Annotated in this window: 16 protein-coding genes and 1 other RNA gene; 14 read left to right on the forward strand and 3 right to left on the reverse strand. The window is 30.9% G+C overall.

From position 1 onward, the window contains the following. Window positions 1-61 precede the first annotated feature (61 nt). The 9 genes from KQI86_RS11165 to KQI86_RS11205 all read left to right on the forward strand — a co-directional run bounded on the left by KQI86_RS11165 (window position 62) and on the right by KQI86_RS11205 (window position 7,791). Window positions 62-1,243 carry an FprA family A-type flavoprotein gene (locus tag KQI86_RS11165; protein WP_216439417.1) on the forward strand — a complete coding sequence of 394 codons (1,182 nt, stop codon included), beginning with the start codon at window positions 62-64 and terminating at the stop codon, window positions 1,241-1,243. A 20-nt stretch (window positions 1,244-1,263) separates the two neighbouring features. Further along, complete coding sequence (locus tag KQI86_RS11170; RefSeq protein ID WP_216439418.1) at window positions 1,264-1,653, forward strand: hypothetical protein; 390 nt, start codon at window positions 1,264-1,266, stop codon at window positions 1,651-1,653. Further along, window positions 1,646-2,224, forward strand: a complete 579-nt coding sequence (locus KQI86_RS11175; RefSeq protein ID WP_246582744.1) for a flavodoxin family protein — start codon at window positions 1,646-1,648, stop codon at window positions 2,222-2,224. Before KQI86_RS11170 ends, KQI86_RS11175 begins: the two co-directional genes overlap by 8 nt. Window positions 2,225-2,273: 49 nt before the next feature. After that, window positions 2,274-2,468: non-coding RNA, 6S RNA (ssrS, locus tag KQI86_RS11180), on the forward strand. Between the two features lie 188 nt (window positions 2,469-2,656). After that, window positions 2,657-3,625 (forward strand): class II fructose-bisphosphatase, encoded by a 969-nt coding sequence (gene glpX, locus KQI86_RS11185; RefSeq protein ID WP_216439419.1) that lies wholly within the window; start codon window positions 2,657-2,659, stop codon window positions 3,623-3,625. Between the two features lie 248 nt (window positions 3,626-3,873). Next, window positions 3,874-4,803, forward strand: a complete 930-nt coding sequence (gene hprK / locus KQI86_RS11190) for an HPr(Ser) kinase/phosphatase (protein ID WP_216439420.1) — start codon at window positions 3,874-3,876, stop codon at window positions 4,801-4,803. Next, complete coding sequence (locus tag KQI86_RS11195; protein WP_216439421.1) at window positions 4,793-5,341, forward strand: 5-formyltetrahydrofolate cyclo-ligase; 549 nt, start codon at window positions 4,793-4,795, stop codon at window positions 5,339-5,341. Before hprK ends, KQI86_RS11195 begins: the two co-directional genes overlap by 11 nt. Before the next feature lie 8 nt (window positions 5,342-5,349). Further along, window positions 5,350-6,285: a magnesium transporter CorA family protein gene (locus tag KQI86_RS11200; RefSeq protein ID WP_216439422.1), complete on the forward strand. Its 936-nt coding sequence runs from the start codon at window positions 5,350-5,352 to the stop codon at window positions 6,283-6,285. A gap of 105 nt (window positions 6,286-6,390) precedes the next feature. Then, window positions 6,391-7,791: an aminopeptidase gene (locus KQI86_RS11205; RefSeq protein WP_216439563.1), complete on the forward strand. Its 1,401-nt coding sequence runs from the start codon at window positions 6,391-6,393 to the stop codon at window positions 7,789-7,791. A 36-nt stretch (window positions 7,792-7,827) separates the two neighbouring features. Here KQI86_RS11205 and KQI86_RS11210 read toward each other — a convergent pair whose 3' ends face one another. Further along, a complete protein-coding gene (locus tag KQI86_RS11210; RefSeq protein ID WP_216439423.1) occupies window positions 7,828-8,286 on the reverse strand; it encodes a DUF4883 family protein in 459 nt (152 codons plus the stop codon). Between the two features lie 154 nt (window positions 8,287-8,440). Here KQI86_RS11210 and KQI86_RS11215 point away from each other — a divergent pair, with 154 nt between their 5' ends. Beyond that, a complete protein-coding gene (locus KQI86_RS11215; protein WP_216439424.1) occupies window positions 8,441-8,707 on the forward strand; it encodes a metal-sensitive transcriptional regulator in 267 nt (88 codons plus the stop codon). 114 nt (window positions 8,708-8,821) lie between these two features. On the opposite strand, the gene KQI86_RS11220 is transcribed toward KQI86_RS11215, so the two are convergent. Both KQI86_RS11220 and KQI86_RS11225 read right to left on the reverse strand, forming a co-directional pair. Beyond that, complete coding sequence (locus tag KQI86_RS11220; RefSeq protein ID WP_216439425.1) at window positions 8,822-9,271, reverse strand: threonine/serine exporter family protein; 450 nt, start codon at window positions 9,269-9,271, stop codon at window positions 8,822-8,824. Further along, a complete protein-coding gene (locus KQI86_RS11225) occupies window positions 9,268-10,041 on the reverse strand; it encodes a threonine/serine exporter family protein (RefSeq protein ID WP_216439426.1) in 774 nt (257 codons plus the stop codon). The genes KQI86_RS11220 and KQI86_RS11225 overlap by 4 nt, the downstream gene beginning before the upstream one ends. A gap of 317 nt (window positions 10,042-10,358) precedes the next feature. On the opposite strand from KQI86_RS11225, the gene rsxC reads away from it, so the two are divergent. From rsxC to KQI86_RS11245, 4 genes are read left to right on the forward strand one after another with little or no spacing between them, the layout of a single operon-like run. After that, entirely contained in the window at window positions 10,359-11,663 is a 1,305-nt protein-coding gene (gene rsxC, locus KQI86_RS11230) for an electron transport complex subunit RsxC (RefSeq protein ID WP_216439427.1), read from the forward strand. A gap of 32 nt (window positions 11,664-11,695) precedes the next feature. Then, a complete protein-coding gene (locus KQI86_RS11235; protein ID WP_216439428.1) occupies window positions 11,696-12,616 on the forward strand; it encodes an RnfABCDGE type electron transport complex subunit D in 921 nt (306 codons plus the stop codon). Then, window positions 12,617-13,198 carry an RnfABCDGE type electron transport complex subunit G gene (locus KQI86_RS11240; RefSeq protein WP_216439429.1) on the forward strand — a complete coding sequence of 194 codons (582 nt, stop codon included), beginning with the start codon at window positions 12,617-12,619 and terminating at the stop codon, window positions 13,196-13,198. Between the two features lie 3 nt (window positions 13,199-13,201). Then, window positions 13,202-13,807, forward strand: a complete 606-nt coding sequence (locus KQI86_RS11245) for an RnfABCDGE type electron transport complex subunit E (protein WP_216439430.1) — start codon at window positions 13,202-13,204, stop codon at window positions 13,805-13,807. Window positions 13,808-13,854: the final 47 nt, after the last annotated feature.

Consider the following 13,854-nt stretch of genomic DNA (forward strand, 5'->3'; position numbering starts at 1 on the left):
GAATGTATATTATAATTATCTTAACAGACAAATTTATGTAGAAAGAATAGGAGTGATCAAAGTGGGAAGTATAAAATTAAAAGATAATATATATTGGGTTGGAGTGAAAAATCCAGAGCTGAGAGTCTTTGATATTATAATGGAAACTAAAAACGGCACTACATACAATGCTTATGTTATTGATGATGAGAAGATAGCTGTTTTAGATGCTGTTAAAGATGGATTTTATGAAGAGTTTTTAAAGAATCTAAAAGAAGTAATTGGGGAGAGAAAGGTTGATTACTTAATAGTTCATCATACGGAATTAGATCATACAGGTATAATTTCAAAGTTTATTGAAGACTATCCAGAAGTTCAAATAGTTTGTTCAAGAGCTGCTAGTATTTATTTAAAGGATATATTAAATAAAGAAGCCAATATAATGGTGGCAGGAGAAGATATTTCTTTAGGTAAGACTACTCTTAAATTTATAACAGCTCCTAACTTACATTGGCCAGACACTATGTTTACATATGTAAAGGAAAGAGATATGTTATTTAGTTGTGACTTCTTAGGATGTCACTATTGCCCTAATGACAACGTAATAGCAGGTGCCGATGAAGACTATGATGAAGAAATGATATATTACTATAATGTAATTATGGCACCATTTTCAAGGTTTGTTTTAGCTGGATTAAATAAAATTAAAGATTTAAAGTTTGATTTAGTGGCTACAAGTCATGGTCCAATACATAATAAAGAGAATATAGCTAAATATATGGAGATGTATAGAAAATTTGCAACAGAGGCTGAGAATTTAGAAGATTGTATACCGGTATTCTACATATCAGCTTACGGAAATACTGAAGCTATGGCACATTATATATGTGATAAATTAAGAGAAAGAAGTATAGAGTGTGAAGCAATAGAAATAACTTCTATAGGAGAAGAGAAAGCTGCTTCAATTATTGATAAATCTAAAGGGTTTCTAGTTGGATCTCCAACAATAAATCAAGATTCAGTAAAACCAGCCTGGGATTTATTATCTTGTGTAAGTCCAATAGTAAATAGAGGAAAGGCATCAGGTGCTTTTGGTTCATATGGATGGAGTGGAGAAGGTGTTCTTATGATGACCGAAAGATTAAAGTCATTAAAACTTTCTGTAGTAGATGAAGGATTAAAATTTAAATTTGTTCCTAATAAAGAAGAATTCAAAAAAGCAGATGAATTTGTAGAAAAATTTATAGCACTATTGCAAAAATAAATAAAATCGGAGGATTGAAAATGGATAAAAACAAAATAATTAACTTATTATTAGATGGTAATATAAGTGAAGTAGAAGAAATAGAATGGGAAGATAAGGATTTATGCCTGCTGAGAATATATTATGATTTTGATGAGGATGAAATACAGGCTGCTAAAGCTTATGAAAAGGAAGAAATAGATGAACAAGAAGAGGGGGATGAGGATTTATTTAAATCATACTTGTATGACTTAGCATTAGATACAGTTTCAGAGATTATAGAGGAGATAGTTGATGATTTAGAAATAGATTGCCAATTTTCATCCTATGAAATAGAAGAAGAAAGTGATTGCGCTGAATTTGCTGCAGCATTCTACCCTAAAGATAAAGAGGTGGATTTAGATTTAATATTAGACAAAATAGATGAATAATATTACAGAAGAGGATGTTACAATGAAAACTTTGATTTTTTATTCTTCCCCAAATAAAAATGGCAATACCTATAAGTTGATGAATGAATTTATTAAAGGATTAGGAAAAGAAGCGGAAATACTTGAGGTATTTAAAGCTAATATAAAGCCATGCATCGATTGTAAATATTGCTATAAGTTAGAAGCTTGTTCTATTAAGGATGATATGACAGAAATTTATAAAAAAATCAATGATAGTGATTTAATAGTAATAGCCACTCCAATGTACTTTGCTTCAGTGCCGGGACCGTTAAAGAATCTTATTGATAGATTACAAGTTTATTGGAGCAAAAAGTATATTAGAGAAGATAGAGACGATATAAGGATAAAAAAAGGTGTTTCAATAATTACTGGAGGTACTTATTGGGAAGAAATGTTTAAACCTATTGATGAAACATTAAAATTAGCTTTTGGAGCTATGGACGCTAAAATAGAAGGGGAGCTCCGTGCAATAAATACAGATGAAAATCCAGTTGAGAAAGATGAGGAAATACTAAAGGCTGCATACAGTCTAGGTGAAAAATTTAGATGAATTTAATAAATTTCCATTGAAAAAATAAAAGAATATGTTATAATTAAATTGCATCCTGAGATGATCGTCAGACTTATTCGTTCAACCTACATAATGTATAAGGGATCTTTTAAATTTAGTCCAATGTCAGGCTTCTGACGCTAATGTACTTAGCTAAAAGTAGTAGACAGAAGGCTAATGCAAAGAACCCACCTGCGAGAGTGCGGGTGTGAAATGATAAGTGCAACGACATATTGGGATATATGCATTTTTATTGAATGTTAAGCTGAAAGTTTTAAACTTTCAGCTTTTTAATTTTATTATTTTAAAACTATACCTGACACTTTTATTTTAATATGATATAATAATTAAGTAATTTATCGGAATTAGAGTAGATTATATACTATATAATGCTATATATTTACTTTTATATTTCATTTAGGAGGTATATATATGATTTATCAAGATATAGCAATGGGATTAGTTAGAGTTACAGAAGCAGCGGCACTTCGTTCAGCTAAGTACATGGGAAGAGGAGATAAGATAGCAGCAGACCAAGCGGCAGTTGACGGAATGGAAAAAGCCTTTTCATTGATGCCGATAAAAGGTAAAGTAGTTATTGGAGAAGGAGAAATGGACAACGCTCCTATGCTCTACATAGGGCAAGAGGTAGGTTTATGGAAAGATGGAATGATGGAGATGGATATTGCTGTAGATCCATTAGATGGCACAGTTTTGATTGCGAAAGGACTACCTAATGCAATCGCTGTTGTGGCAATGGGACCAAAGGGAAGTTTATTACATGCTCCAGATATGTATATGAAAAAGATAGCTGTTGGTGCGGCAGCTAAAGGTGCTATAAATATCAATAAATCTAATAAAGATAACATAATCAATGTAGCGATGGCATTAAATAAAGATGTATCAGAATTGACTGTAATTGTACAAGAGAGAGAAAGACATGAAAGTATAATAAGTGATGCTAGAGAAGTGGGAGCAAGAGTAAAGTTATTCTCAGAAGGAGATATTGCTGCTGTACTAGCTTGTGGTTTTGAAGGTACAGGCATAGATTTAATGATAGGTACTGGTGGAGCGCCAGAAGGAGTTATTGCGGCAGCTGCTATAAAGTGTATGGGTGGAGATATGCAAGCCCAGCTAGTTCCCCAATCAGAAGAAGAAATAATTAGATGCAAAAACATGGGGATTTGTGATGTAAATAAAGTACTATATATAAATGATTTAGTAAAAAGTGATGATGTATATTTTGCAGCTACAGGAATCACCGACTGCGATTTATTAAAAGGTGTAGTTTACAGCAAAAATAATTGTGCTAGCACAAACTCAGTGGTAATGCGTTCTAAAACAGGTACAATTAGATTTGTAACTGCTAATCATTTACTTGCTAAAAGTAATTTAATCTAATCAAGTAATTTTTAGCTTATTAATCAATGAAATAAAATGAATAGTTAATAATAAAAAATGAAGATTATTAAAAAGAGTATGACTTTAGAGTTATACTCTTTTTAGGGTATAAATAAAAAAATATAATAAGATTCTTACATTTAATTTATATTTACTATTCTTAATTCTAAAGTTTATAGTTAAAATTATATAACTTATCAATTATTAAAATGTTATAATGAGGTATACAATTTATTAGGAGGAGAAATATGGCGGTTATCGTTGAAGATTTAATAAAAGATTTTAACCTAGAGGTAATTAATGAAGGTAAGGAAAATATACATATAACGATTAATGATATAAATAGACCGGGTCTTCAATTTTCTGGCTTTTATAGCTATTTTGCAAATGAAAGAGTACAACTCATTGGTAAAGCAGAGTGGAGTTTTTTAGATGTAATGCCAGAGGAATTAAGAAATAAAAGACTTAAGAAGTTTTTTCAGTTTGAAACTCCTTGTATAATAATGACTAGAGGATTGGAACCCCATAAAGAGTTGTTAGAGAATGCATCTAAATATGGGAGATGGGTGCTTAGATCAGAAGATATATCTACAAGATTTATAAATAAATTAACAAATTATCTTGATGAAAAGCTTGCCCCTGAAACAAGACTTCATGGAGTACTTGTGGATGTACATGGTATAGGAATATTAATAACAGGAGAAAGTGGAATTGGCAAGAGTGAAACTGCATTAGAACTCATAAAAAGAGGACATAGACTAGTAGCAGATGATGCTGTAGATATAAAAGAAATTGAAGGTAAACTACTAGGAAGGTCTCCCTATGTTACTTCAGGCATGATGGAAGTTAGAGGCATGGGTATAATTGATGTACCTGCACTTTATGGCTTAAGCTCCGTATTAGATGTAAAAACTATAGGGCTTGTTATACATTTAGAACAATGGGTACAAGATAAAACCTATGATAGATTAGGTATAGATGGAGAAACTATGCAAATACTAAATGCATCTATAAGAAAAATTACCCTTCCAATAAGACCAGGAAGAAACATAGCAATAATAATAGAAACTGCAGCGGTGAATTATAGATATAGCTTAAATTCAGATATTACTCCTGTAGATACAATAACAACAAGGATGGATGAAGAAGAATTAAGGAGAAGAAAGTATGGAGAATAAAAAAGAATTAAGAAATAAAGTCATTAGTCTAAGGGATAATTTATCTTTAGAGGTAAGAAGAAAATATGATGAAGAAATTTATAATAATGTTATAGAAAGTAAATATTATAAAGAGTCGAAATCCTTATTTATTTTTGTCAGTTATAAGACAGAAGTAGATACACATAATATAATAAAAAAAGCATTAGAGGATGGTAAAAGAGTTTCAGTACCTAAAATAAAGAACAAGGATGAAGGTATGTACCTTGTAGAGATAAAAAGTTTTGATGAATTGGGAACAGGTAACTATGGCATATTAGAGCCAATCCATGACAATATAATGAATAAAGATGAGATAGACTTAATCCTTGCACCAGGAGTTGCTTTTGATAAAACTGGAGGCAGATTAGGATATGGTGGAGGCTTTTATGACAGATTTATTAGCTCTTTAAAGAATGATATGCCAATAGTTGCCCTAGCTTACAGTATTCAATTTGTTAATAAAGTGCCTAGAAATGAATTTGATATGATGGTAAATGACATAATAACAAATGGGTGATGTTTAGAATGAAGATTCTTGATATTGATAATAATTTCAATTTAGTAGAAATGCATGAAATCACTGATGAAAGAAAATACTGGATATGGTGCTATGTAGATGAACTTGAAGATATAAAAACTATATTTTCTATAAGAAAAGATAATGTAGAGGATTGCAAAGAATTTAACAAATCTACAAAAATTGAATATTATGAAGAGTATATTTTTGTTGTTTTCAATATATTGGAATACTATGATGAAGGAGTTCACTCTAGAGAATTATACATATTTTTAAATAATAACTTCATTATAACTGCATTTAAAGAAGATTTAGATTTACTTAATAATTTACTTACGGACATAAGTAGCTATAAAAATTGTTCTATGCTTAAAGAAAATCCATCTACAACTATAATTTTTTACTATATTATAGATAGAATAATAGTAAAAAATTATAATGTAATCTCTATCATAGAGGAAGAGGGAGATAAAATAGAGCTTAGAATATTGAAAAATCCTAAGCATGAGCTGTTAGTTCAGCTAATACATCTTAGAAGACAATTATATAAACTAAGAAAATATTTAAATCCTCTTAGATACATAGGCGATACTTTACAAAATGATAATTCTATTATTGAAAAAAAATATATCAAGCATTTTCAAGGGTTAAATAATAAAATTGATAAATTAATGCTTTCTTTAGAGAGTCTATATGGAGATATAGCCTTGGTTAGAGAGGCTTATGAAGCAGAAATAGCAAATAAGACAAATGATTTAATGAAGATATTTACCATTATAGCTACTATATTTCTTCCTCTTAATTTAATTACAAGTATATATGGAATGAATGTTAAGAAGATTCCCTTCTCAGAGCATGAGTATGGATATTATTTAGTAGTAATTTTTATGGTACTTACATCTGTTTTATTGATAAGGTTTTTTAAAAATAAAAATTGGTTCTAAAAATAAACTATATAACTGATAGTATTTATGATAAAATATAGTAAAATTACTAGGTGGAGGTGAAAATGCTCTATTTTACTAACTAGAGCGAAATATATGGAAGAGATGAAAAAAGATTTAGTGAAAAAATATGAGTATGCATGGGATAAATATTCTGAAGAAGATTTAAAAAAGGTTTTTGAATTAAGTGAAAGATATAAAGAATTTATGTCAAAATGCAAAACAGAAAGAGAATGTGTAAAGGAATTTGTCCGTATAGCTGAAAATAATGGTTATAAAAACATTGAGGAATATATTAATAAAGAGCAAAAGTTAAAAGCTGGAGATAAAATATATGCAAATAACAAGGATAAAACTTTAGCATTATTCGTAATAGGGAAAGAGTCAATACAAAATGGAATGAATATATTAGGAGCTCATGTGGACTCTCCAAGACTTGACTTAAAACAAAATCCATTATATGAAGATAGTGATTTAGCATTACTAGAAACTCATTATTATGGTGGAGTGAAAAAATATCAATGGGTTACAATTCCATTAGCTATCCATGGTGTGGTAGTAAAAAAAGATGGAACTGTTGTAGATGTTGTAGTAGGTGAGGATGAAAATGATCCAGTAATAGGTATATCAGATCTATTAATTCATTTAGCTGCAGAGCAGATGGAGAAGAAGATGTCAAAGGCTATTACAGGAGAAGATTTAAATATATTAGTTGGTAGTATACCCGCTAAAGATAAAGATACAAAAGATAGAGTAAAACTTAATGTATTAAGACTATTAAATGAAAAGTATGGCATAGAAGAAGAAGACTTTGTATCAGCAGAATTAGAAGTTGTTCCAGCTGGAAAGGCTAGAGATTATGGTTTAGATAGAAGTATGGTTATGGCCTATGGACATGATGATAGAGTATGCTCATATACTTCTTTTGAATCTATGATGTCTTTAAATAATCCAAAGAAAACGTCAGTTACTTTACTAGTAGACAAAGAAGAGATTGGAAGTGTAGGTGCTACTGGAATGCATTCAAAATTCTTTGAAAATACAGTGGCTGAAATCATTGCTTTAAGCGAGGATTACTGTGAATTAAAACTAAAGAGGGCTTTAGCTAATTCAAAAATGTTGTCCTCAGATGTAAGTGCGGCTTATGATCCAAATTTCCCATCAGTAATGGAGAAGAAAAATGCTGCATACTTTGGAAAAGGACTTGTTTTTAACAAGTACACTGGAGCTAAAGGTAAATCAGGATGTAATGATGCAAATCCTGAATTTATAGCTGAATTAAGAAATATAATGGAAAAACACAATGTAACATGGCAAACAGCAGAATTAGGAAAAGTAGATCAAGGTGGTGGAGGAACTATAGCTTATATATTAGCTGAGTATGGCATGGAAGTTATAGATTGTGGAGTAGCACTTCAAAACATGCATGCTCCTTGGGAAATTGCCAGTAAAGCAGATATATATGAAGCTATGAGAGGATACCTTGCATTCTTATTAGAAGCATAAACAAAACTAAGCTATATCCTTTTTAGGATATAGCTTTTAATATTTTCCTGAAAAAATATAATTGCATAAATAAAATAAATTATATGAAAGGGGTATATTAGTCATATCGATATAGTCCGTTTCTTTATCGCCATCCCAAGGGTGTATTGCTACATACTTGCTATTATAAATATTTATAACATATTTCTCTTTATGAAAGGTTAGCATCATTTTATAAGCGGGTTTTTCATCAAGATCATTAGGTTTCTTAGTAAAGGATTTTTCATTCAAGGCTTTAGTAAAATTCCCTACAATATAAAAGTCATCAGTATTTAAATCTTTTTCTTTATAAAGATTCATATCAAATATAGAACATGTATAGTTATCTTCCGTATTGATTAGTTCTATTAAATTTGAGGTATAATGATTATTTACTTTTTTATTTTCTGATAAATAAGTGCAGGATGTAAATAATATTAATATGCATATAAGTATCAAATAAAATTTATTTTTCAAAGCTTATCACCCTAATAATAAAATATTTATATATAAACAATATGAAATATAAAAAATAATATTCATATTTTTATATTAAGAATTGATTTAATAAGAATTGATTGATATAATTTATACGGGGTATGGGTATAATGAGCGTAGGAGTGATTGTTTAATGGAAAAGAATAAAGTGAAAAAAGACATACAAAATAGATTGAAAAGAATTGAAGGTCAAGTAAAAGGAATTGAGAAAATGGTAGATAATGATGTAGAGTGTAAGGATATCCTTATACAAATAGCTGCAATTAGATCTGCCATTAACAAAGTAGGAACTTTAATATTTGAAAATTATGCAACGAAGTGTTTTGCTGAGAGTGAAGATAATAATTCTGAAAATAAAGTAGAGGATTTAGTAAGTACCCTTACAATGTTTATTAAATAGTCTTATTTGGTTTACAATTAATAGCTTAAAATTAACACCATTAATGAAGAGTTTGCATTAGAGCAAACTCTTTTTAATTAAACAAATAGAATTTATGTGGCAAAATTCAATCAATTATTTTTTTATTCTTCGTTTTTTATATGTAATAAGTTTTGTTATTGAAGATACGAGAACTAATGCAATAGCTATAGCGCCGGCGGTTGTTAAAGTGCTTAATCCCATTTCTAAGGCCTTATTTACGTCTCCTCTAGTAAACTCTAGCATGGTGTAATACATTCCTCCACCTGGGACTAAGGGAAGTATACCAGATATAATGAAGGTAGTTACTGGTGTCCTTAAAGCTCTTGCAGTTATTTCAGAGTAAATAGCGGTAAGTAAGGCGCCATTAAAAATGGATAAGGTATTTGACATATTGCTTTCAAGAGAAATAAGATAAAAAAACCAGCTTATTCCTCCACCTAGAGCGGCAAAGAATAAATTTCTACCTTTGATATTAAATATTACGCTAAATGCAAAAGTGGCAATAAAAGAATAAAATGAAAACAAAAGAACATCATAAATCATATAGAGGATCCCCCAAAGAATTTAATCCATACAGTAAAAATTAATCCGCTTCCAACAGCAATAGCCACGGCTATTAAAAATGCTTCTGAAGCTCTAGATGTACCTGCTAATAAATCCCCTGCTAAAGTATCTCTTATAGCATTTGTTATTGCTAATCCAGGCACAAGTAACATTAAAGAACCAATTACTATTTGGTCAGTATTATTAGCAAAACCTAGAGTGGTACTAATTAGTGCTATAAGTGAAGAAGTAGCACCCCCAATTGCATTTATAAAGAAGCTATTAGTACCAATTTTATTAAGAATTATACGTATACATTCTATAACAAAACCAATAAATAAAGACACAAAAAAATCTCTCAATGTTCCACCGAAGACCAAGGTAAAAAATCCTGCAGCTATCGAAGAAGAGAAAATGAGTATTTTATCATTATATTTAGCACTATGTTTAATTTCTTCTAACATACTTTCTACATAATTTAAATCTAGTCTCTCACTGCTTATCCTTCTAGAAAGGTCATTAATTCTAGCTATTTTATCTAAATCTACAGTCCTCCTATTAATCCTTACCACCTTTGTCATTACATAATCTCTATTGTCTGTTATAGACATAATAATTCCAGTAGGGGTAACAAAGCTTTGAGCGCTTTGTATTCCATAGGAAGTACATATTCTTGTTAAAGTTTCTTCAACTCTATATATTTCCGCACCACTTTGTAACATTAATTCACCTGCATAGGTAGCTAAATGAAGCACTCTATTGTAATCCATAGTTAAAACTCCACTTCTTTACTAGATATTCCCTATGTATTATATCATAATATATATATATAATTAAATATATAACACTTATTTTTAAAAAATAAATATCATAGATTTTGTTGTTAAATAAAGGATTTAATAGATAATTGTAGAACGATTATAGGTTGAAATTGTAATTCTATATGTTACAGTATATTATTTAAAAATATTCAAAAACTCTTGACATGCTTGTCATAACAATTTAATATTGATGATGGGCGTACTATTAAATCTACCTATGATTTTATTAGTATTTATTGGATAAATAAATAGATTGGAGGGTCTTTATGGAATTATTAACATTTAAGAATGGAGTACATCCTCCTCACGGTAAACACTATACTGAGAACAAACCAATAGAAGAGTATTTACCAAAAGGAGACCTAGTTATTCCTATGTCACAGCATATAGGGGCACCTGCTGAACCTATAGTTAAAAAAGGTGACAAAGTATTGGTAGGACAAAAAATAGGGGAAGCAAAGGGATTTATCTCTGCAAATGTACACTCAAGCGTTTCTGGTATTGTTAAAAATGTGTCAGAAGTTGTATTATTTAATGGCATTAAGTCGATGGCTGTAATAATAGAAAACGATGGACAATATGAAGAAGTTGAAAGTACAAAGAGAGACTGGACAAGCTTATCTAAAGAAGAAATTGTAAACATTGTTAAGGAGGCTGGTATAGTTGGTATGGGTGGTGCTACATTCCCAACACATGTAAAACTTGCTCCACCACCAGAAAAGAAAATTGACGCTATAGTTGTTAATGCAGCTGAGTGTGAGCCTTATTTAACTTGTGACCATAGAATGATGCTTGAAAAGACTCAAGAAATAATTGAAGGATTAAAAATAGTTTTAAAATTATTTCCAGAAGCAAAGGGTTATATCGGAATAGAAGATAATAAGCCTAATGCTATTCAAGCTATGAAAGAAGCTATAAAGGGTATTTCAAATATTGAAGTTAAAGCAGTTAAAACTAAATATCCACAAGGAGCTGAAAAGCAATTAATTTATGCAATCACTAAAAAAGAAGTTCCATCAGGAAAACTTCCAGCAGATGTAGGATGTGTAGTTCAAAATGTTGATACTATATATGAAGTTTATAACGCTGTTGTAAACGGTAAACCTTTAACTACTAGAGTTGTTACTGTAACTGGTGATGCTATAAAAGAACCTAAGAATTTAAGATTCAAGATTGGTACATCAGTAAGAGAATTGGTTGAAGCAGCAGGTGGATTTGTTGAAGAACCAATGAAGGTTATTTCTGGTGGACCAATGATGGGAATGGCTATGTATTCATTAGATGTTCCAGCTACTAAAGGTGCTTCAGGAATACTTTGTTTAACTAAAAAAGTAGCCGAAGCTGAAGAAGAATCTAATTGTATAAACTGTGGAAAGTGCTTACAAGTATGCCCAATGGGATTAATGCCAACAAAGCTTGCTACATGTGCTGCAGTTAGAGATTACGATACATTTGATAAATGTAGCGGAAGAGATTGTATTGAATGCGGATGTTGTTCATTTGTATGTCCAGCAAGACGTCATTTATTACAAAGAATACGTTCTGGAAAAAAAGTAGTGTGTAAAAGATAATAAAAAACTAACTTTAAAGAGGTGAATTTTAAATGTCTCAAACAACTAAGTATACTGTCTCATCATCTCCACATATTCGTGCTAACGATACAACAAAATCGATAATGAGAGATGTTGTAATAGCGTTGCTGCCAGCAACATTTGCTTCTGTTTATTTCTTTAAATTACAAGCATTATTAGTAATTTTGGTTTCAGTTCTATCTTGTGTAGGAGCTGAATACATTTGGCAAAAGGCATTAAAAAGAAAGGTTACTATTGGTGATTTAAGTGCTGTTGTAACAGGTTTACTTCTAGCTTTTAACTTACCACCATCAGTTCCACTATGGATACCAGTTGTAGGAGGAATTTTTGCAATTATTATAGCTAAACAATTCTTTGGTGGACTAGGACAAAATATAGTTAACCCAGCATTAATAGCAAGAGCGTTTTTACTTGCATCATGGCCAACACCAATGACTACATGGACATTAGATGGAGTAACAACAGCTACACCGCTTGCAGCATTAAAAGCAGGAACACAGGCTCCTGGCTTAATGGATGTATTTTTAGGAAATGTTGGAGGATGTATTGGAGAAACTTCAGCATTAGCTTTACTTATAGGTGGAGCATATTTAATATTTAAACATGTAATAGATTGGAGAATTCCAGTTACTTATATTGGAACAACATTTATAATAACAGCCATAGCTGGAAGAGCTGGTAATCCACTATATGAATTATTTGCAGGTGGTTTAATGCTAGGAGCCTTCTTTATGGCTACAGACTATGCAACATCGCCTATAACACCACTAGGAAGAATTATATTTGGAGTTGGCTGTGGAGCTTTAACAGGTATTATTCGTATATTTGGTGGTTACCCAGAAGGAGTATCTTATTCAATTTTAATAATGAACTTATTCGTTCCACTAATTGAAAGATGGACAGCTCCAAAAATTTTTGGGAAGGTGAAATAGATGGAAAAGGAATCCGGAGTAAAATTAAGTGTTAGATTAGGATTAATTTTATTAACCATAGCAGCAATCTGTGGACTACTTTTAGGTTGGGTTAGCGGAGTTACAAAGGATCCTATTGATATTCAACAAAAGAAAACTTTAGATGAAGCTAATGCAGCAATATTACCTTTAGGAAAAGAGTTTAATATTAGAGAAGATATTAAAGGTGAAGGTGGAGTTCTAGAAGTTACAGAAGGAAAAGATGGAGCAGATTTAAAAGGATATACATTAAAAGTTGCTCCAAAAGGATATGCTGGAGCTATAGAAATGATGGTTGGAATATCTACTGAAGGTAAAGTTACAGGTATAAAAATATTAAACCATTCGGAAACTCCAGGTCTTGGTGCTAAAGCGATAGAACCATCCTTCTCAGATCAATATAAAGACAAACCAGTGACAGAATTAGAAGTTGTAAAAGGTGCAGCAACAGCAGATAATCAAATTTCTGCAATCACAGGTGCAACAATAACTTCAAAGGCTGTTACAAGCGGAGTTAATGAAGCTATTAAGTTTTATGACTCTAAATTGAAGGGAGGCAATTAATAAATGGGAGTAATTCGCGAAAGATTATATAACGGTATTATTAAAGAAAACGCAACTTTCGTTCAAGTACTTGGTATGTGTCCAACATTGGCTGTTACAACAAGTGCTATAAACGGATTTGGTATGGGATTATCAGCAACAGTTGTATTGATTGGCTCAAACGTACTAATATCATTACTTAAAAAGGTAATTCCAGATGAAATACGTATACCAGCATATATAACAATCATTGCAACGCTAGTTACAGTGCTTGAATTTATGCTTAAGGCTTACTTACCAGCTTTAAATAAATCCTTAGGTATATTTATTCCTCTTATAGTTGTTAACTGTATTATATTAGGTAGAGCAGAAGCTTATGCAAATAAAAGCAATGTGTTTGCATCCTTATTTGACGCTATAGGTCAAGGATTAGGTTTCACTTTATCATTAACAGTATTAGGAATTATTAGAGAGATACTAGGAGCTGGTAAAGTTTTTGGAATGCAGATTATGCCTGAAGCATACCAGCCAGCATTAATAATGATATTAGCACCAGGTGGTTTCTTTACACTAGGTATCTTAATGGCTATCTTAAATGCTAGAAAATTAAAGAAAGCTAAAGCGAACTAGTCTTCTGAAGATACCTTAGTTTAAAAAAGAAAGGTGGATAAAGGAAA

Origin of the sequence: Clostridium mobile (genome assembly GCF_018918285.1) — a bacterium.
GTDB lineage: Bacteria > Bacillota > Clostridia > Clostridiales > Clostridiaceae > Clostridium_AW > Clostridium_AW mobile.